Source organism: Staphylococcus casei, assembly GCF_030294405.1.
GTDB lineage: Bacteria > Bacillota > Bacilli > Staphylococcales > Staphylococcaceae > Staphylococcus > Staphylococcus succinus.
Genome location: NZ_CP125718.1, coordinates 1,014,722 through 1,034,863, shown reverse-complemented (window position 1 = coordinate 1,034,863; position 20,142 = coordinate 1,014,722). Strand labels below are relative to the sequence as shown.

Genomic DNA, 20,142 nt, shown 5'->3' with positions numbered 1-20,142 from the left:
TATTTTTTTTATTAAAACATAGTATGATATTTTTATTATGTGACATCTTAGCTTATAATGTACTTAATATAATATTGAGATGAAATGAGTGAACACTTATGGACACAGGCACACATATTGTTATGGGTATCGGTTTAACAGCATTAGCTACCCAAGATCCGGCAATGGCAGGATCATTTGTAGCTACAGCTACCACATTAGTAGTAGGCTCATTGATACCAGATGGTGACACAGTTTTAAAATTAAAAGACAATGCAACTTATATTTCAAATCATAGAGGAATAACACACTCTATACCATTCACATTATTATGGCCTTTATTAATCTCACTCTTTATTTTTACATTTTTTAAAAATATAGATGTGACACATGTATGGTTATGGGCACAACTTGCAGTATTCCTTCATGTGTTCGTGGATATATTTAACTCTTATGGTACACAAGCATTAAGACCCATTACAAATAAATGGATACAACTCAGTGTAATAAACACCTTTGATCCCATAATATTTATAATGTGGTGTGTGGGTATCGTACTTTGGTTAATTGGCGTACATCCATATCTTTCATTCTTTCCTATTATTGCTCTGCTTGTAGTATATTATATTATTCGCTTTAGAATGCAAGCTATTATTAAACAGCAAGCTCTAAAACAAATTAAGCAAGAGCATAATCCAGTAAAAATATTTGTGGCACCCACCATTCGTTTTATGGAGTGGCGCGTAGCTATACAAACTGAAACTTATGATTACGTAGGCAGAAGCTTTGGTAGAAATATCGTATTTAGCGATAAATCAGAACGCCATCCATTTCCTAGTGATGACCTTATGCAATACGTCGAGAATGACAAAAACATTAAAACGTTTCTTAATTTTTCCTCTATTTATCGTTGGCAAGCAACTAAATTAGATGATGATACAACAGAAATCAGATTAATCGATTTACGCTATTTAAAAAATGGACATTATTCATTTGTGGCAATTGCACATTTAGATGAACATAAGGAGATAGATCATTCCTATATTGGTTGGGTATTTAGTGAAGATAAATTACAAAGAAAGTTATTCGCTAAATAATGATTTGGATAACTAAATAAATGAAATCAAAAATAAAAACTGGAAAGTTGTGTTTATTAATAACACACTTTCCAGTTTTTATTAGCTTAATCTCGTTTATCCCTTATAAAGATGTCTCTTGTTTTTTTCAATCTGGATTAATTTTTTCTTTAGTTGGTATTTCTGTTTGTGCTTCCACATGCTCTGAAGCATGGTTGCTATCGACTATCGTGTCTTCTGAGGTGTCTACATAAAAATACTTTTTATTCGCAATTGTTCTATACATTGCAAAAATGACTACACATAACATTGCTATAAAAAAATAATAGTACAAATGGTACGGAATATTATTCAAACTTAGTGCACCTAATACTACAGACTGTGTAATACCTTGTATAAGGTAAAACACAGGGTTTAACATTAAAATATGTGACACAATTGTTTCATTCGTTTTTGGTATAAATAAAATTGGCACGATGAAAAAAGTAATAAATGAAGCGACAAAATACATCGCATTAATTTTTGTATGCTTTATTGTTAGTAAACCTAAAATTGTTGAAACCACTACAATAAATATCAATGTCATGACTGCATAATATAAAGTTGATGGAATAGAGCTTTCAATATTCACAGGTGTAGCAAAGATGATAATTACTAATGATATCAACATTGTGATACTCGTAATTGTTGCTATGACAATATTTTGGAAGAGTGGATTGATATTATACAATTTCCCAATAAGGTAGTCTTTCTTATAAATAATATAGCTCTGATATATAGCTATCCAAATATACGCAAAACTCGTAATACCCGCTAATCTAAAGTAACCACGTGCTTGTTTGATTTCTTCTGTATCGTTTAATTTAAAGATGAGCATCATCAAAAACATTAATAACAGACTCGCAATAAAAGGTATAGCCAACCACATCCATTGAGTTTTCAAACGGCGGTATGCATGTTTAAAAAGATATGGAATATTTTTATAAAAATTAATAACACTATCTATCATTCTTTACACCTACAATTCGATATATATCCATTGATTATTTTTTAAATCGGCCATGAAATAGCCATCTCCTGATTTAGTAATCCAAAACTTACTATCGATGTTAAATTCATCTTTTAGTTTATCTTTATCTTTGATTGGAATAGTAAATCCAGCAAGTTTATTCTTATCATTAAAGAGCATTGAAATAGGCTGTTGAACAATAGGAACTACAAAACGATTATCCGAATCATTTTCAGGGACTAAAGACTCTGTCACTTTATTATGTTTTTTATGCAAATGACTATTAAAGAATTCATTATAATTACTGTAGTTATTATGCATATATGGCGCTAAAGATTTCACACTATGCGCTTCATATAATCCAGCTGGATTAAAATAGCGTATTTTATTTTTAGCTACTTTATAATTCTTGTTATCAATTGTAATTTTATAGTTTTTATCGTTTTCACCAACAATAGTCATAAATGCATATTTACCTATATTGATTTTCTTATGATTATCCATGTTTTCAAGATGAATCGAATCTTCTAAAACAATGCCATATCCGAGTTTTTCTTGGTAAGGATTTTTATGCTGGTTTTGAATCGTTGCTTGATCAATATTCTGTCCAATTTCTAACTTACCTATATCATTGAAAATCAATAAAGCCATAAGCACTAAACCAACAAAACATGCTATGAAGCATGTCCAAAATCGCACCAGCGCAACTGGCGGCTTAACATGATTATATCTTTCTGTACGCTTGAAATTATAGGTTAACTCCGGTACTCTCGTTCTTGTTTTTTTCCAATCAACATCGAAATTCGCCTTTTCCTCATCACTTGTTAAAGACAATCTGTCCTTTTCATGATCATTAAATATAGGTAAGATCTGTTTCAATGAGCCTTCCATTCTAAGTTGTCCATGTGAAATCCACGCTAAATAGTTACTGGCCTGAGCTATTCGTTGCACATCGTCATCTATCATGACAATGGTTAGATTATTATTTATGTATTCGTCTGAGAGTGCTATTGCTTTTTCAAAATAATGATTTTCTAAGTGTTGTAACACTTGATTCAGTATTACTATTGTCGCTTTAGAGGTACGTGCTAATGTAAATAACAACTGAGCATACTCAGCGTCAGATAAATGACGAATCTGCACTTGGGCTTTATCTTGAAGATGCGCGTATTTTAAAATTTGCTCATTTTTATGGTCTGAAGTCTTATATGGAAACAAAGTAACAACATTTGCTATATAGTCATCCACAGTGTCTACTTGCAATAACTTATCTTCTATATCTGCAAAAAACAAATCTTTCTTTCTAACGATTCTACCTTTATCAGGTTTTATTTCACCACTTAATAAACGACCGATGAGTTCTTTAGATGACTCTGGTTCACCAATGATCCCTAAAGCCTCACCTTGATAGATATGTAGGTTGATATTATTCAATTCTATATCTTCTGCATCATAACCAAATGGTAGATACCATTTTTTTGATTTTCTATTTCTATAATAATGAGTTACATTAAGTAACTTTAATATAATTGAACTACCCATCCTATCTTCATCCTTCTACAATTTTAATAATGCAACTGGTAAACCCTCTTCAGGTTCGGCACTTTTAATTCTAAAACCCCATGCAAAGATACCTTTCAGTCGCTCAACTTTAAAATAGCTGTCTGTACCATCATTTAATTTATATATTTTACCAATTTCAATCTTGTTTCTATCCACCAAATAACTTTCAGCAACTATCACTTTGCTTTGATATACATCATATTCGTTAAAGATACCATTCATTTCTGCTTTACGCATTTTTTCTTTGTAACCTTGAATTTCGTGGCGTAGTTCTGCTTCACTCATTTCACTCAATTTCTTCTGTTCCATCAACAATTCCACTCTCTTCTAATTTAGCTTTAATTTTATCATATTTATACCCTTTTCTCATAAGGCCTTCTATAGTTTTATTAATTAATTTTCTTCCAGAATACTTTCTAGAATACTTATTATAGACTTTCTCTAATTCTTGTTGCAATAAATTGTCTAATTCTTCCTCAGGTTGTGAAAAATCAAGGTCTTCCATAACTTCTTTGATTTTTTCAAAACTATAACCTTTTTGCATTAATGACTGCGTTAATTTTTCTTTTCTTTTTACTAATGGACCTTTTTTTTGTTTTAAAATCTTATTGGCAACTTTTAGGATATCTTCCATAGATTGCTCCTTTTCATAAAGCTCGGCATATTCATCAATAATGACTTGTTCAATACCAGCTTCACGTAATTTTTGTTTATATATGCCTGGTCCTTTGTCTGTAGTTAATATCATTGTATTTTTTAAACTATTGGCATAATCGTTGTGATCTATAAGTTTTTGTGCATGACAATAATCTAACACTTTAGATATAACTGATTCTGAAAACTCTTTTTTCGTAAGATGTTGAACAACTTCGTGATCTGTACGCTTTCTATAAGAAAGGTATTGAATTGCTGTATTAATAGCTTGTCTATACTGTTCATAACTCTGAATGGCTTCCATATCTTTTGCTTCAACGATTTGATCCTTTTTCAAATTAAAATAGACAAAAGTGTCAATATCTATTCCCATTTCAAATTCATCATCTAAAAATAGGTTAAAACGCTCTTTATTCTTTTTTTGCACTTCTATTTTAGTTATTTTAGGCATTTTATTCACTCCACTTATTTAGAATAACTTATATGAAGAATGAATGGAATTATAGTGGTTAGCTTATATGAAACAGATTTGTTATAAATATAAGCCATCAATATCACACACCATTTTATAGCTCCTTATAAAGTAAACTCCAATATACTTATATATACCACTTTTATTCCACACAACTTTGTAATAGTTGCCTTTATTTTTTCGACAATTAAAACTCATAACTATAATTTATTACTATCTAAATAAATTATAACATCAAAAAAAGCTTAATATCACCTTCATGATATTAAGCTTAGTATAAATTAAACACCTAGTTCTTGAATTGCATTTTCATATTCTACATCTGTAATGTAATTTTGTTGCTTCATTTTTTCCAAATCTATTTTGACACGATTAATATAATTATCAGACATATCATTGATATCATAAACGCTTGGTGCGTTCACCTTACTTGCTAGCATTGCACTTTGAAGTACTGTAATCTGTGGTAAATTTGTATTGTTTTTATCTGTAGTGGTTCCAAAATAATGATTGGCTGCCCCTTCAACAGTGTATTGATTACTTCCAAAATAAATGTTATTGACATAAAAACTAAGTATTTCATTTTTGTCATATGTCTTTTCTACTCGGTGTGCAACGAACAACTCTTTGACTTTCCTTGTAAATGATTGTTCATTATCATAATAATAATTTTTAACAACTTGTTGTGTTAATGTGCTTCCACCTTGAACACTTTTATCGCTTAAAGTTGAAAACAGTGCCCTTGATGTACCTTTAATATCAAAACCATGGTGCTTATAGTATCTTTCATCTTCCATAGCAATAAATGCGCCTTTGGTATAGTCAGGCATATTTGATACAGAAACAAATGTGTCTTTATCTTCAATTGATTTCAAATCATCTACATTAGCTCTTAAAGACAAAGCATACATTGCACCTATAAAAATAGCCAATACAATAACAATAGGTATTAATAATTTTAAAAATATACCTTTACCCTTTTTTCTTTTTGGTGGTTTACCCACTGGTTGGAAGTAAGTATTATGTTGTGGCATATTTGGCTTTTTTTCTCTTGTTTGTTTTGTGTGTTGCTTATAACGATCGCTTCTTTTCATGCCATAGCTCCTTTATCTTGCTCTCATATCATTATAAGTGAGTTTAACAATAGTTTAAATGTTTATCTATAGCAAAATGTAAAAATCAGTCCAAGGGTGTATGATAGCATCAACACGAAGTTTTATACTGAAGATTTAAATAATTTCATGCAACGTAGCTTATGTATAAATATAGTATATCTTATTTTTTAAACTTATTAGTAATTGAGAATTACAAACTTTTTATCACATAAATTGACCCTCTTAAGCTTAATTTTGAAATCAAGCTTAAGAGGGTCCTAATCATGCTGTGTATTAACATATAACAAGCAAAACTTAGCGCTATATATGATACAGTATGACACACAAATTAATCATTTAATTGATTAACAATTTCTCTATTAAAATCATCTAAATCATCAGGCGTACGGCTAGTCACGATATTATTATCAACTACTACTGATTCATCTACAACTTGTGCGCCTGCATTAGATAAATCTTTGCGCACGTTTAACACTGCAGTTAAAGTACGTCCATTTAAATCATCTGTATCTATTAAAATTTGTGGTCCATGGCATATGGCAAATGTTGGAACATCATTTTTAGTGAAGTATTTAGCGAATGTGCCATATCTACCTTCTGAATCACCACGTAAATGGTCTGGAGAGAAGCCACCAGGGATTAATAATCCGTCATAATCTTCAGGTTGTGCATCGGCAATACTTACATCAACAGTCGCTTTTGCACCATGTTTGCCAACCACTTCACTATTCGCTTCGTCACCAATAATAACTGTTTCATGTCCCGCTTCTTCAATTGCTTCTTTAGGGCTTGTTAACTCACTATCTTCAAATTCATCAGTTACTATGATTGCTACTTTTTTAGCCATGTATAATCACCTTTCTCTATTTAAGTTCTACATGTTATATAAACGAAAATACAGCAATTTAAACATTCTATTTAAAATTTTCTACAATAAAGAGCTGAAATTACTCCGAAGTTTTGGATACTGTTTTAACTTTTTCTTCTAATTGATCTAATAATCCAATCCACTCATCAATGTCTTCAACTTTCACTTCGTTTGGATTCACATGATCGATATCATCGATAAATTTTTCTAATCTTTCTTTGATTTGATCAATCGTTTGGTTTTCATTCATTTTTAAAAGAAACTCCTTTTTATAAGATATCATTATCCTAACATGGATTTGACAAAATTTGGTAAAGTCTTAATAATATTTATAGTCGAAAATAATATGTTATGCATTTATGAATGTCGCACATACTGTCGTTATTATATTTTTAAAAACTATAGAACAAGTGTCATTTCAAATAAATATCGGTAAAATTTTTGTGTGAATGCATCATTTACTATATTAAATTATTGAAAAAAATATTAGAATGGTAAAAGCTAATAAAAAGGAAGTTTTAAATTATGTTAAAAACGAACACTTCAAATATAAAAAAACCTATCTCTATGGCCAATGACCCGTGGGAAGCTTACAATGATATGCAATCACATAATGGTTTGACATTAAGCAATATTGAATTCACTACTACAAACTTATGTAATATGCGTTGTAGTCATTGTGCAGTAGGTTACACGCTTCAAACTGCTGACCCCGATCCGCTACCAATGGATCTCATTTACCGACGTTTGGATGAAATCCCTCATCTTACTACGATGTCTATTACTGGTGGAGAACCTATGTTTTCTAAAAAATCTATTAAAAATGTAGTGAAACCACTTCTAAAATACGCATATGATCGTGGTATTTATGTGCAAATGAATTCTAATCTGACATTACCGTTAGATAGATATTTAGATATCGCTGAATATATTGATGTCATGCATATATCTCACAATTGGGGAACAATTGAATCATTTACCGATGTTGGCTTTGGTGCTATGGAAAAACAACCACCTTTAAAAGCAAAATTAAAATTATATGATCAAATGATCACAAACTCTAGAACGCTTTCAGAGCAAGGGATGTTTGTCTCAGCAGAAACTATGCTTAATCAAAGTACAGTACCATACCTTAAGAAAATACATCAAGAAATCGTCACTGATATGAATTGTCAAAGACATGAAATTCATCCAATGTACCCTGCAGATTTTGCAAGTCAATTAGAAGTATTGTCACTTAAAGAAATGAAAGAAGCAATTCATCATTTACTAGACTTTCGAGACCCAAACACGTGGATGCTCTTTGGTACGCTACCTATATATCCTTGTATCAATGACGAAAATGATCAAGCCTTATTACAACGATTAAGAAGTACAAATAACGTTTCGATGCGAAATGATCCAGATGGTCGAAATAGGCTTAATGTAAATGTCTTTACTGGAAATGTTATTGTCACTGATTTTGGAGATGAAAATGGTACAATTTCAAATATAAAAAATGACAAATTACCTGATGTATTCAGTCAATGGTTAAGTTCTCCATTAGCTCAGTCTTTAAATTGTCACTGTTCAGAATTTAGTTGTTTAGGTCCAAACGTGTTAGTTAAAAATATGTATTATCAAAATACAGATTTCAAATCAAATGAACAACGTATGCATAATATATATCAGATGTCGTAAATATAAAAAAGGTAAGCAAGGCTATCATCCCTTGCTTACCTTTTTTCTTTATTCTATATGCTGAAATTCAGATAAAAATGCAATTGTTTCTTTACTTTCATCTCTACGTTCTTTTCTTCTTTTTACTCTGGTAGGTGCTGTCTCATGAAACCATTTTTCCGTTTTTGTTTCTGGATAAACCTGGGGTACTTCTTTAGGTTTGCCCTCTTGGTCTAATGCTACAAAAGTTAAAAAGCTCAACGCTGCTAGGTGTCGTTCATCTTCAAATACATCTTCAATAATAATTTGAACACAAACCTCCATTGAAGACCTACCTGCGTATGAAACCATTGCTTCGTAGGACACAATATCTCCTGTTTTGATTGGCTTTAAAAAATCTACTGAATCTGTTGAAGCTGTCACGACTTGTGCATTACTATGTTTCATCGCTGTAATCGCTGAAATTTCATCTATATTTGCCATCAGCATACCGCCGAACATCGTATGGTGATGATTGGTATCCTGAGGAAATACTTGTCTTGTTTTAATACTTCTAGCCTCAGACATAGACTTACTTTTTGGACTTCCCATAATTTAATCATTTCCCTTTCACATCTCTGCCATTTTCCAAAGGTATTTTGAAAAATAGTCATTTATTTACAAACAACAATAGTCTTCAACCCTAGTTTCATTTCCCATTATATTTCATACTTAAATTAATAAGTTATGCAGCTTACATAACTCTATTTAATAAACACTACTGCTATTTTTTCGCCCAGTTGCCTTGTTCAAAAACAAGTTCTTTGTCACCCTCTTGTGTAATACCATAAATCGTTAAATCAGCACTTCCAATCATAAAGTCAACATGTATGAGGGAGTCATTTAAGCCATGAGCAAGCTTTTCTTCAGTAGTCATTTCTGTACCACCTTCTATATTAAAACCATATGCTGATCCCAATGCAATATGACACGATGCATTTTCATCAAACAATGTATTGTAAAAGATCGTATTACGATTAGATATTGGAGAATCATCTGGTACAAGTGCAACTTCTCCTAATCGTTTAGCACCTTCGTCTGTATTTAATAAATCACGTAGTACTGCTTCACCTTTTTCCGCTTTATAATCTACGACCTCACCATTTTCAAACGTTAATGTAAAGCCATCTATGATATTACCATTATGACTTAAAGGGAGTTTATTCGTAACATAACCATTTACGTCCAAACGATGTGGTGCTGTAAATACTTCTTCAGTAGGGATATTAGCTACAAAACTTTGACCTGCACTGGTATAACTTGTAGCGTCTTCCCAAATATGACCTTCAGGGAGACCAATTACTAAATCTGTACCTTCTGAAATATAGTGCAATGCTTTGTAATTTTTTTCTTGTAATCTCTGTGCATGTTTACTTAAATCCGCTACATGTGCTTGCCAATTTTCTACAGGATCGTTGCCGTCTACACGTACAATGTCTAATACTTCATTTACAAATTTGCTATAAGCTTCATCAACAGACAAGTCTGGGTACACACGCGCAGCCCATGCTTTAGATGGGAACGCTGCTACACACCAAGGAAATTGATTCTTTTGACTTGCTTCCATATAGCTTTTATATGCAGTAGAATATTGTCTTTGGAAAGTTGCTAATTTATCACGATCAATACCATTTAATAAGTCTGGGTCTTGCGTAATCAATGCTAAATTCGCAGCCCCTCTCTTGACATAGTCCATGCGTTTCTCCACTTCATATGATTTCACTTCGTTATTTTCGAAATGCTCTACTGATTCATATTCAAATTTCAATCGTGATAGACGGTCATCACTGTATTCCACTTTTACGTCAGAAGCCCCTCGTTTATATGCTGCTTCTACTATGTAATGCGTCAGTTCAATAGCTTCGACACTTGAGCGAATAAACACAGGTTGACCTTTTTGTACATTCATTCCTACACCGACTAATAATTCGGCATATTGTTGTAATTTATTTTCTAATTGAGTCATAGCCATACACTCCTCTTATTTACGAATTTGCCCTAGTGCATCCGCGATTGCAGATGCTTCACTCGGTGTAAATGATGCTTTAGATGTTACGTATTCATAAATCTCTCGTACTTCCTGTTCATCAGCACTTTTATATTTTTCTGGGTTAATTAAACTTTGATTCACAAGATTCAATCGTTGTCTAATCTCTTCAATCATTTCTTCATTATTATTAGCCGTCACTATATTCACCTCTTTTTCAATTTATTTTATCAAATATGTGTACCTTGTAAAACTTTTCCGATAATAATGCTTTAGAAATGATTAAAAAAGCTTTAAAATGGGAACTAGGATTATATAATTTGGAGGTACACAAATGATTACAGTAGCATTCGTTTGTTTAGGTAATATATGTCGCTCTCCGATGGCCGAAGCTATTATGCGACAAAGATTGCTTGACAAAAACATCACAAATGTACAGGTTGCCTCTCGAGGTACTGGTAAATGGAACTTAGGTCAACCACCTCACGAGGGTACACAAGATATTCTCAATAGACATGATATAACATTCGATGGCATGATTAGTGAATTATTTACTGATGATGATGATTTTGATTATATCATTGCTATGGACCAAAGTAATGTAGAGAATATTAAACAGATTAATCCTAACATTAAAGGACAATTATATAAACTATTGGACTTTAGTGATATGGAGGAAACTGATGTGCCTGATCCATACTATACAAATAATTTCGAAGGCGTATATAAAATGGTACAATCATCTTGTGATAATTTAATTGATTTTATAGTTAAAGATTCAAATTTAGAGAGGGGTAAAGCATAATGCAAAACAAATTAATTCCAGGAATTTTATTAGGTGCTGTGATTGGAGGTTCTATCACATTAGCTGATAAATCAACACGCCAATCATTAAAACAATCAATTAAAGATAAAAAAGAAGGCAATCGTTCTCAAAAACCTTCAGCAATTAAAAACATTAAGGATGAAGTCTTATATTGGAAAGATGCAGTCGAAGAAATTAGACGCAATAATCCAGAGTTAGAACGTTCTTTAAAAGATGCCAAAGACACATTTGTTGAACGCAAAAACAACCGTCTCAACGGATAAAATTGCATATTAAATTTTGACGTTAATTTAAGTTTTGGCGTTAATTTAATATTTTTTATAGACAATACCTAATCATTTGTTACTAGGTATTGTCTATTTATATAACGCACAATATTTTTCAATGTTTCAACTTGCTTTTTTGCAAATAATATAGCAACACATATTTACCTTCTTCATTTTTTAAAGTATATTAAAATATATATTGAAAATAAAGATACATAAGGAGATTTGATATGTCTAAAAAGAAGCGTACAACCTCTGAATTTTTAAATGACGTCAAAGAAGAGGAAGAAAAAAAGGCTAATCAAGCAAAAAAAGAACAGATTGAACGAGATCGTACATACATTACACCTGATGAATTTAAATCAAAATCACCCAAGAAAAGTAATCAGGCTTTCTTCGTATCACGAATTAATAAACCAGCAAAATATACAAAGGATTCAAATTTTTTCTCTTATCTCGTTTATAGAATAGGAAAAGATGATGCATCAGGCTTATCAGCACAACTCTCTTATTATTTCATGTTGTCTTTATTCCCGATGCTATTATTTTTATTATCTATCGTCCCGGTTGTAGGTGTGAAGCAATCTACAATAAGAGATATGATTAAAGAACATGTACCGCCTGACTACGCACCTCAAGTATCAAGTATTATTGGCGATATTATGGATAATGCAAGTGGTGGCTTACTATCTATTGGTTTGATTGTAGCACTATGGTCAGCTTCTAATGGTATGACTGCCTTGATGAATTCATTCAATGTTGCTTATGACGTAGAAGATAGCAGAAACTTTATTGTTTCTAAATTATTAAGCGTATTATTTACACTTGCCTTGATTGTTGTGTTACCTTTAGCACTTATCTTACCAACTTTCGGTGAACAAATTAGTTCATTATTATTTGGACCTATTGGATTAGGCGATCAAGTCAAATGGGTTTTTAATATCATTCGTGTAATCTTGCCATTGATTGTAGTCTTTGTTGCCTTTATGGTCTTATATACACTTGCACCGAATGTCAAAATTAAAATGATGTCTGTTATTCCGGGTTCTATTTTTGCTACTGTAGTATTCTTAGTAGGTTCATACTTATTTGGTATATATATTTCAAATTTTGCTAACTACTCTAAAACATATGGTAGTATCGCAGGTATCATTATTTTAATGTTATGGCTATATATCACTGGTTTCATCATCATCATTGGTGCAGAAATCAATGCGATTATACATCAAAGAAAAATAGTTTCAGGCCAAACACCTGAAGAAAAAAAGCTTGCTAATATAGAAGCAAATCATTTAAATCAACAATCAAATTCAATTGAAACTGATTCAGACAATGTCTCAGATGACATCATTGAATCAAATCATCGACATAACTAGTTATTATAATACAACCAAACGTAGTTTATTACGTTTGGTTGTTTGTTTTTCAACACAATTCTGAATCATGTATTTGATTTTTAAACTATGATAGTTTGTATATCTATGTATAAATTAAAAAAGTTGAGGTACAAATGCAACAACACTTTTGCATTTGTACCTCAACTTCTGATAATTCTTAAATGCGTACGCTTCTATTGTATTAAATTATGTTGGAACGCATAAATAACTGCTTGTGTTCTATCTTGTACTTCCAATTTACTTAATATATTACTTACATGGGTCTTGACGGTTTTGATTGTAATGTGTGAAGCACTAGCTATTTCTTGATTCGAGTATCCTTTAGCAATAAGTAATAAAATTTCCATCTCACGTTCTGTAAGCATTTCATATAACTCGGCACGTTGTTTCATTCTATTTCTCATTTTCACTAATACTTCTGCTTCAAATACAGACTCATCATTATATGTCTTACGTATTGCTTCAGCAATATCACTTGCGCTTGTAGTTTTTAAAATATAACTGTCTACACCTGAATCTAAGGCGCGGTATACTTCATTATCCTCAATGTAACTTGTTAACATGACCACTTTAATATGAGGTAAATCTTTTTTGATAAGTTCTGTAGCTTCTACACCATCCATATCATCCATAAGTAAGTCCATGAGGATTAAATCTGGATTAAGTTGATGTGCTTTTTCTATCGCTTCATTCCCTGACTTACCTTCTCCTACAACATCAATATCTGGTTGTGTTGATAAATAACTAGAAATACCTATTCGTACCATTTCATGATCATCAACAAATAAAACTTTAATCGGCATATGAATCCTCCTTATTTAATGGTGCCTTAACTTCTATTCTTGTTCCTGAGTCTGGTAAAGATACAATATGATATGTAGCGCCAATTTCCAATGCGCGTTCTCTCATATTTTTCAACCCATAACTTTGTTCAGCCTTCTCATCTACATTAAATCCTTTACCATTATCTTGTATACGCAATAGTAAATAATCTGTTCTATTAAACAATTCAATCGTAACCTTAGTGCCCTTAGAATGTCTCAAAGTATTGGAAATTGCTTCTTGTGTGATTCTAAATAAATGATCTTCAATACCCTTTGGTACTTTAAACTCTTCGATATCATGGACAACTTTCATTGGCACTTTTTTCTGGAGGTCTACAACTAAATCTTTAATCCCTTCACCTAACGATTTATCTTTTAAGCCCAGTGGTCTTAAGTGTAATAGTAGTGCTCTCATCTCTAATTGAGAGTCTTGTATCATCTTTTCAAGTACTGGGATTTGTTGATCCAAAGGTGCTTCTAATTGGGATTCTTTGATAGCAGAAAGCATCATACTTGCGGCAAATAATTGTTGGCTTACAGAATCATGTAATTCACGTGCTAGTCTTTGTCGTTCATCTTCTATAATCTTTTTAACTTTTACATCATTAATATTATAAGATTCATTCGTTAAATTTTGTGTTTTCATTCTTAATTTGTGCACTTCTTGATTTAAAGGTACAAGTGTTTGATATAATTCTATCGTTTCATTATACAACTCTATATTTTGATCATTAATCCCTACAGTTTGACCTTCTATAGAACGTTCAATTTGTTCTTGTAACCAATGGTTCTGTTGATTAATTTTATATGCTAATACTGATCCTACTATAATACAGAGCAATATAACCAATAAATTTAAAAATAGTAAAACTGGTATTCCAAATATTTGTGTATAAAACATACCTTGAAAGTACATGATGTTTACAAAGACTTTATCAATAAAGAATATCGCGAAAAATGTACTATAGACTAAAATTAACATGGATCCTATTGCCCTTAAGTAGTGATTCATTTATAAATCACCTCAACATCACCTAAGAAAGTTGAAACATAAATATTTACTGCATAATTTTCAACTTTAGTCTCTTCAACAACTTTAATGTTATTATTTTCCACTCTATATGCATTTTCATTAATATATGCGTTCCCATACAACGTTGTAAAATGTAAATTAATGTTGTAATTCAATGGTACGATAATCTGAACTTTGCCTAAAATATGGCGAACTACAATTGTATTATTTTCTTTAATATTGGCTGCTTTAGACATATCTATATGAATATCGCCTACACCATGTTGTACTTGCAAATCTTCCCATTTATAAACATAGACCGGTGTTCTTTGTTCGCCGAACCACTTTTGCTTAATAAATTCTGGTGACTCTATGTCTTCTTCTGTAGCTATGACTTTTAATGGCTTAAATTTATAAATAATATATCTTATTATTAACACGAGTAAAAATATAAACAAGATGATAATTGTGTATTTATTTGATAAAAGTGTGAATGCTATCAATAAGGCCCCAATCCAAAATGATAATAATCCACGTACTTTATGAAAATATAGGTAACCTACATAAACTAAAATACAACCAAGTAATAACACAAGTAAAAAGCCAATTTTTTCAAAAAATATGTAATAAAAATTGGCAATAATCATTAATGCTGTAAAGATAATTAACATCTCAGTCGATATATATTTATGTGTCATATTTCGCCACCTTTCTTCAAGCGACTAAACTCATTTGCGCGATTATATCACATTCTGTTTCAATATGTGCTCTTTCTGCTACTTGCTGTGATAAACTGGATTCCATTCGCGCGTATTCCGCTTCGATTTCATTTAGTTCTTTTTTTATATTTTCTATCTCTGAATTCTCAATTTCTTGCGCATAATAAATATGATGTTCTTCTAACATATCAATATATTTATTTTCTAAGACTAATGTTAAATTATCTATTAATTCTTCCACATAAGCTTTTCGTTCTAATAAGTATTTGATGTACATTTCAACGCTTCTTAATTTTTTATCAAGCAACTTTTGATATTCTACCAAACTGTTATGAAATGTGTGTTTCGTCATCTTCTCTAAATATGTCGTAATATAATTCATAGAATCACCTCATCATCGATTAAACTCTATTATAAAAAATTTCCGGAGCCATTGATATAGGCTCCGGAACCATCTTATATTACGACTTTAGACCGAAACACAAGCTAATCTATTTTTGTAGTTAACACTGGACCATCTTTTGTCACAATGACCGTATGTTCAATTTGTGCTACAAAACTTTTATCTTTTGTCTCAAATGCCCATTCATTCTTACCTTCAGTAACAAAAGTTGCTTTTGTAGAAATAAACGGTTCAACAGCAATCACTGTTCCTTCTTTTAATAAAGTTTTATCTTTAGGATCATAATAGTTCATGACATGGCTAGGTGCTTCATGTAATGATTGACCTACACCATGGCCAGTTAAATTTTTAATTACTGTTAAATCGTTTTTACGCGCTGTTGCATGAACCGCTTTACCAATTTGGCTTAATTTTGCACCAGGTTTAACTTTTGTCATTGCTGCTTCAAAGGCTTCTAAAGCAACATCACAGACTTTTTGTTTTAATGGATGTGCTGATTCACCTACTACAAATGAAATCCCAGTATCTGCATAATAGCCGTTTTTCAAAGCTGAAACATCGATGTTTACTAAGTCTCCATCACGTATCGTACGTTTTCCTGGTATGCCATGTGCCACTTCTTCATTTACACTAATACATGTTTGTCCTGGAAAGTTTTCATCATGAATCGGTGCTGAGATTGCGCCATGTTCTTCAAATAACGCTTTTGCAATATCATCTAACTCTTTTGTTGTAATACCTGGTTTTGTAGCTGCTTGCATTTTATCTCTTACTAAAGCACAAATGTAACCAATATCTTTTAGTGCGATTAATTCTTCTTCTGTTTTTACAATCATATTATCCCGTTCCTTTTAGTAAATTATATTCTTCCTTATTATAGCAGACTTTTTTTGATATAATAAATGAGAAAATTTGAACATGTATAGTTTAACATTTTGCTTGTATAATGACATCAACACTTTTACAATAAGTAAAAATGCTTAGCTACATAGAATACTGGGAGTTTTTCAATGAATGATAATTGGTATAAAAGAATCATTGGTGCACGTACACTCAAAACAGGGTTAGCTACCTTTTTAACTGCTTTTATCTGTTTAGCATTAAATTTAAATCCAATATTTGCTATTTTAACAGCTATAGTTACCATAGAACCAACCGCAAAAGCCTCTTTAAAAAAGGGCTATAAACGTTTACCTGCAACGGTTATAGGTGCTTTGTTCTCTGTAGTTTTCACATTTATATTAGGAGATCATTCTCCATTCACTTACGCTTTAAGTGCTACATTCACAATCATCTTATGTACAAAGTTAAACCTTCATGTTGGTACTACTGTTGCAACATTAACAGCTATGGCTATGATTCCAGGTATTCATGAAGCTTATTTCTTTAATTTCTTTTCAAGATTATTGACTGCTATCATCGGTTTGGTCACTGCTGGATTAGTTAACTTTATTATATTACCACCAAAATACTATGACCAACTCGAAACATCTATCAGTGATACTGAATCTAAAATGTATGCCTTATTCTACGAAAGAATGCGCCAATTATTATTAGGAAAATTCACAAACGGCGTCCCATATCGCCAGCTCAATGAGTTGTTAGATTTAAATCAAAAAATAGAAACCTTACTCTCCTATCAACGAGATGAATTGAGCTATCATAAACATCGAGACTCTGAATGGATCCGTCTTCGGGAGTTAACCACGCGTTCACATACAAATAGGTTGTTTATAACACATTTATCCAACTTAGTTTATTTGCCTAAAGATACTCAAATTATATTTAGTTGCGAGGAACGCATGGCTATATTAAACATTGCCCAAAGTATTAACCAAATCTATACAACTGGTCATTTTGAACGTTATCAACAATCTGCATCATTACTTAAAACTTCAGTGAAAGGGTTAGACGAATTTGATGAAAATCAATTAAAAAGTCATGTCATTTATGAAATTTTATTAATCTATCGTATATTAGATCATCGTTTCGCTTAACACATTTTCTTGAATGATTTGAAAAAGAGGCAACACACGCGATAGGTGTGTTGCCTCTTTTAATTTTAATATCCAAATTGTGATTTATAATTTTATTTATGTTTTGAACGATTAATGATAACTTGCTTAGCAGCTTCTTCTTCAGTGTTATCTACATTTCTTGGTTCAAAAGCAATACCTTTACGTTCACAAGCTTTTTCTAATAAATAATCAGTAATTTCATGATTTTTAGGTAATATAGGTCCATGTAAGTATGTCCCAAGTAAATTTTTATAATGAATACCTTCTTTAGCATCATCATCATTATTACCATAACCGTAAGTAACATTGCCTAATGTACCAAAAGAATGATACGTTCGACCACCATGATTTTCAAATCCTACAATCGTACCAAATGTATCACTTTCAATTACAATATCACCAGTAAGTCTGTCTTTTTGTGATTCAGTATAAAAATCCAATACATTCAATCCTTCAAGTTCTGTACCATCCGGCGTAATATATTTACTGCCTAAAAACTGATAACCACCACATATTGTTAAGCCAGGCATACCCGCTTCAATCGCTTCTTTTAATTTATCTTTGATTTTACTTAATTCTTTAGTAGCAAGCGCTTGTTCCCGATCGCTACCACCCCCAATAAAGAAGATATCACATTGATCGAGTGTCACACCTTCTGTTTCGTTAATATTTCTAACCTTCAAATCTATATTACGTAATTTCGCTCGTTGTCTTAAAGCGATGATATTACCTATATCACTATATAGATTTAATTTATCAGGCATGAAATGATAAACCGTCAATTCATTCATTTAATTTGCCCCTCCTCAAAAGAGTGGTTTAATTGTTCTAACATTGGCGCTAAAGAAGTATAGTTAGGAATCGCAACCGTAAAGCTTTCCTTATAATCCATAGATTTAGCAGTAGCTTTATATATATCTTTTTCTAAAATAATTGGTGTTTCCACACCCGCTAATTTTAGTCTAAGTTGTAATTCTTCTGCACGTGTTCCTGTTACTATAATCGCCTCAATTTGCTGTCTCTTTAACTTCTCAAAATCTGCATCATATATCCATGATGTATCTCTGCCATCTGCTGCATTATCATTTAAGCTCAACACATAAACTTTACTACCTTCGAGTTGCTCACCAACTGATAAACTTGCATTCATTCCAGCTGGATTTTTAGCAAGGTTTATCATTGCTTCTTTCTCATCTTTCTTAAAGTACTGCATACGACCGTTGTTTGAAGTATACGTTTCAAAACCATTTTTAATCGCTGCATCATTTAGACCTAATTCTTTCAATACAGTATAAGCAGCAATTGCATTATAAGCATTAAAGTCTCCAGCAATTTTCATATTAAATGTTGTAGTGCCCACACTTAAATCTATAAATGGTGTTAAATCAAAATGCGACACTTCATATTGTGTATCTTCTCGTTTAAAACCACATTCACAATGGTAATGACCGATTTGATTATATTGAATATAATCATAATGCAATAAGCGACCACAATTCGGACAGTAGCGACTCTCATTCATTGTGCTCTGCTCAAATTCATGTGCATGTGCCTTCATACCATAATAAACAACTGTATCACTTGCAATCTTCAACCTACTTACAAATGGATCATCTGCATTTAGCAACAATTTTATTCCCTTGTTACTAATCGCATTAGCAATATTATTTACCATAATATCTATTTCCCCAAAACGATCCATTTGGTCACGGAAGAAGTTAGTGACAACCATCATTGTTGGCGTGACTTCGTTAAGTACCCTCGGTATTGAGCCTTCGTCTATCTCAATAACCGCAATTTTAGTATTTTGCTTAATTTGCAAAATAAACGCTGAAGTGATACCTGCAGCCATATTCGCACCTTCATTATTATGTATGATCTCGATATTGTTTACTTTTAGTGTATGGCCAATTAAATTTGAAGTTGTTGTTTTCCCATTTGTGCCACTTATAAAAACAATCTCGTCTACTTGAGATGCTAATTTTCTTAATATATTTTTATCTACTTTTCTAGCAATTTGACCAGGTAAGTCCGTTCCCTTTTTTCCAACGGCTTTGCTGGCCTTTCTCGCCATTATTGCTAATCGAGTTGCAGTCCAACGTCTCATCTACTTCCTCCTCTTCTCTCCACTCAAAATATTATAACACGATTAAGTTGTATTCCAAACAATTCTCAACGCTAATTGACATTTTCGTTTCCAGATTATAATTATTATTATTTACTAATGAGAATAGATTTGATATACTTTAAAAAACG

Annotated in this window: 23 protein-coding genes; 6 read left to right on the top strand and 17 right to left on the bottom strand. The window is 31.8% G+C overall.

Annotation, left to right across the window (positions count from 1 at the left end; genetic code table 11):
* The first annotated feature begins 98 nt into the window (after window positions 1-98).
* Window positions 99-1,076, top strand: coding sequence for a metal-dependent hydrolase (locus QMO72_RS04845; RefSeq protein ID WP_103268005.1), 978 nt, complete (start codon window positions 99-101; stop codon window positions 1,074-1,076).
* Window positions 1,077-1,203: 127 nt separating this feature from the next.
* Here the strand turns inward: QMO72_RS04845 and QMO72_RS04840 are convergent, their stop codons facing one another.
* The 7 genes from QMO72_RS04840 to QMO72_RS04810 all read right to left on the bottom strand — a co-directional run bounded on the left by QMO72_RS04840 (window position 1,204) and on the right by QMO72_RS04810 (window position 6,986).
* Entirely contained in the window at window positions 1,204-2,064 is an 861-nt protein-coding gene (locus QMO72_RS04840; RefSeq protein WP_103268004.1) for a sugar ABC transporter permease, read from the bottom strand.
* Window positions 2,065-2,073: 9 nt separating this feature from the next.
* Window positions 2,074-3,606, bottom strand: coding sequence for an ATP-binding cassette domain-containing protein (locus QMO72_RS04835; RefSeq protein ID WP_103268003.1), 1,533 nt, complete (start codon window positions 3,604-3,606; stop codon window positions 2,074-2,076).
* A 15-nt stretch (window positions 3,607-3,621) separates the two neighbouring features.
* Window positions 3,622-3,936 (bottom strand): YfhH family protein, encoded by a 315-nt coding sequence (locus tag QMO72_RS04830; protein ID WP_103268002.1) that lies wholly within the window; start codon window positions 3,934-3,936, stop codon window positions 3,622-3,624.
* A complete protein-coding gene (gene recX, locus QMO72_RS04825; protein ID WP_103268001.1) occupies window positions 3,914-4,732 on the bottom strand; it encodes a recombination regulator RecX in 819 nt (272 codons plus the stop codon). The genes QMO72_RS04830 and recX overlap by 23 nt, the downstream gene beginning before the upstream one ends.
* A 302-nt stretch (window positions 4,733-5,034) precedes the next feature.
* Entirely contained in the window at window positions 5,035-5,847 is an 813-nt protein-coding gene (sgtB, locus tag QMO72_RS04820; protein ID WP_103268000.1) for a monofunctional peptidoglycan glycosyltransferase SgtB, read from the bottom strand.
* A 349-nt stretch (window positions 5,848-6,196) separates the two neighbouring features.
* Window positions 6,197-6,715, bottom strand: coding sequence for a type 1 glutamine amidotransferase domain-containing protein (locus tag QMO72_RS04815; RefSeq protein WP_069824818.1), 519 nt, complete (start codon window positions 6,713-6,715; stop codon window positions 6,197-6,199).
* A 100-nt stretch (window positions 6,716-6,815) separates the two neighbouring features.
* Entirely contained in the window at window positions 6,816-6,986 is a 171-nt protein-coding gene (locus tag QMO72_RS04810; RefSeq protein ID WP_101118258.1) for an SE1561 family protein, read from the bottom strand.
* 275 nt (window positions 6,987-7,261) lie between these two features.
* On the opposite strand from QMO72_RS04810, the gene yfkAB reads away from it, so the two are divergent.
* Window positions 7,262-8,416, top strand: a complete 1,155-nt coding sequence (yfkAB, locus tag QMO72_RS04805; protein ID WP_069824819.1) for a radical SAM/CxCxxxxC motif protein YfkAB — start codon at window positions 7,262-7,264, stop codon at window positions 8,414-8,416.
* A gap of 48 nt (window positions 8,417-8,464) precedes the next feature.
* Here the strand turns inward: yfkAB and QMO72_RS04800 are convergent, their stop codons facing one another.
* The 3 genes from QMO72_RS04800 to QMO72_RS04790 all read right to left on the bottom strand — a co-directional run bounded on the left by QMO72_RS04800 (window position 8,465) and on the right by QMO72_RS04790 (window position 10,622).
* Window positions 8,465-8,986 carry an acyl-CoA thioesterase gene (locus QMO72_RS04800; RefSeq protein WP_073504123.1) on the bottom strand — a complete coding sequence of 174 codons (522 nt, stop codon included), beginning with the start codon at window positions 8,984-8,986 and terminating at the stop codon, window positions 8,465-8,467.
* A 172-nt stretch (window positions 8,987-9,158) separates the two neighbouring features.
* Window positions 9,159-10,400: an aminopeptidase gene (locus QMO72_RS04795; RefSeq protein WP_103268011.1), complete on the bottom strand. Its 1,242-nt coding sequence runs from the start codon at window positions 10,398-10,400 to the stop codon at window positions 9,159-9,161.
* 15 nt (window positions 10,401-10,415) lie between these two features.
* A complete protein-coding gene (locus tag QMO72_RS04790) occupies window positions 10,416-10,622 on the bottom strand; it encodes a DUF1128 family protein (RefSeq protein WP_256121787.1) in 207 nt (68 codons plus the stop codon).
* 133 nt (window positions 10,623-10,755) lie between these two features.
* On the opposite strand from QMO72_RS04790, the gene QMO72_RS04785 reads away from it, so the two are divergent.
* From QMO72_RS04785 to QMO72_RS04775, 3 genes are all read left to right on the top strand, one after another.
* Complete coding sequence (locus QMO72_RS04785) at window positions 10,756-11,226, top strand: low molecular weight protein-tyrosine-phosphatase (RefSeq protein ID WP_103267999.1); 471 nt, start codon at window positions 10,756-10,758, stop codon at window positions 11,224-11,226.
* On the top strand, window positions 11,226-11,510 hold the full coding sequence (locus QMO72_RS04780) for a hypothetical protein (protein ID WP_046837879.1): 285 nt from the start codon (window positions 11,226-11,228) through the stop codon (window positions 11,508-11,510). The genes QMO72_RS04785 and QMO72_RS04780 overlap by 1 nt, the downstream gene beginning before the upstream one ends.
* 233 nt (window positions 11,511-11,743) lie before the next feature.
* Complete coding sequence (locus QMO72_RS04775) at window positions 11,744-12,889, top strand: YihY/virulence factor BrkB family protein (protein ID WP_103267998.1); 1,146 nt, start codon at window positions 11,744-11,746, stop codon at window positions 12,887-12,889.
* A gap of 194 nt (window positions 12,890-13,083) precedes the next feature.
* Here QMO72_RS04775 and vraR read toward each other — a convergent pair whose 3' ends face one another.
* The 5 genes from vraR to map form a co-directional block, all read right to left on the bottom strand.
* Complete coding sequence (gene vraR, locus QMO72_RS04770; protein WP_046837881.1) at window positions 13,084-13,713, bottom strand: response regulator transcription factor VraR; 630 nt, start codon at window positions 13,711-13,713, stop codon at window positions 13,084-13,086.
* Window positions 13,703-14,746 (bottom strand): sensor histidine kinase VraS, encoded by a 1,044-nt coding sequence (gene vraS, locus QMO72_RS04765; protein ID WP_046837882.1) that lies wholly within the window; start codon window positions 14,744-14,746, stop codon window positions 13,703-13,705. Before vraS ends, vraR begins: the two co-directional genes overlap by 11 nt.
* Complete coding sequence (vraT, locus tag QMO72_RS04760; protein WP_069824824.1) at window positions 14,743-15,444, bottom strand: cell wall-active antibiotics response protein VraT; 702 nt, start codon at window positions 15,442-15,444, stop codon at window positions 14,743-14,745. The genes vraS and vraT overlap by 4 nt, the downstream gene beginning before the upstream one ends.
* A 16-nt stretch (window positions 15,445-15,460) precedes the next feature.
* Complete coding sequence (locus QMO72_RS04755; protein ID WP_069824825.1) at window positions 15,461-15,847, bottom strand: hypothetical protein; 387 nt, start codon at window positions 15,845-15,847, stop codon at window positions 15,461-15,463.
* A 104-nt stretch (window positions 15,848-15,951) separates the two neighbouring features.
* A complete protein-coding gene (map, locus tag QMO72_RS04750; RefSeq protein ID WP_103267997.1) occupies window positions 15,952-16,704 on the bottom strand; it encodes a type I methionyl aminopeptidase in 753 nt (250 codons plus the stop codon).
* 174 nt (window positions 16,705-16,878) lie between these two features.
* On the opposite strand from map, the gene QMO72_RS04745 reads away from it, so the two are divergent.
* A complete protein-coding gene (locus tag QMO72_RS04745; RefSeq protein ID WP_046837886.1) occupies window positions 16,879-17,865 on the top strand; it encodes an FUSC family protein in 987 nt (328 codons plus the stop codon).
* Window positions 17,866-17,957: 92 nt separating this feature from the next.
* On the opposite strand, the gene gatD is transcribed toward QMO72_RS04745, so the two are convergent.
* Both gatD and murT read right to left on the bottom strand, forming a co-directional pair.
* A complete protein-coding gene (gene gatD / locus QMO72_RS04740; protein ID WP_069824827.1) occupies window positions 17,958-18,677 on the bottom strand; it encodes a lipid II isoglutaminyl synthase subunit GatD in 720 nt (239 codons plus the stop codon).
* Window positions 18,674-19,993: a lipid II isoglutaminyl synthase subunit MurT gene (gene murT / locus QMO72_RS04735; RefSeq protein ID WP_103267996.1), complete on the bottom strand. Its 1,320-nt coding sequence runs from the start codon at window positions 19,991-19,993 to the stop codon at window positions 18,674-18,676. The genes gatD and murT overlap by 4 nt, the downstream gene beginning before the upstream one ends.
* Window positions 19,994-20,142 lie beyond the last annotated feature (149 nt).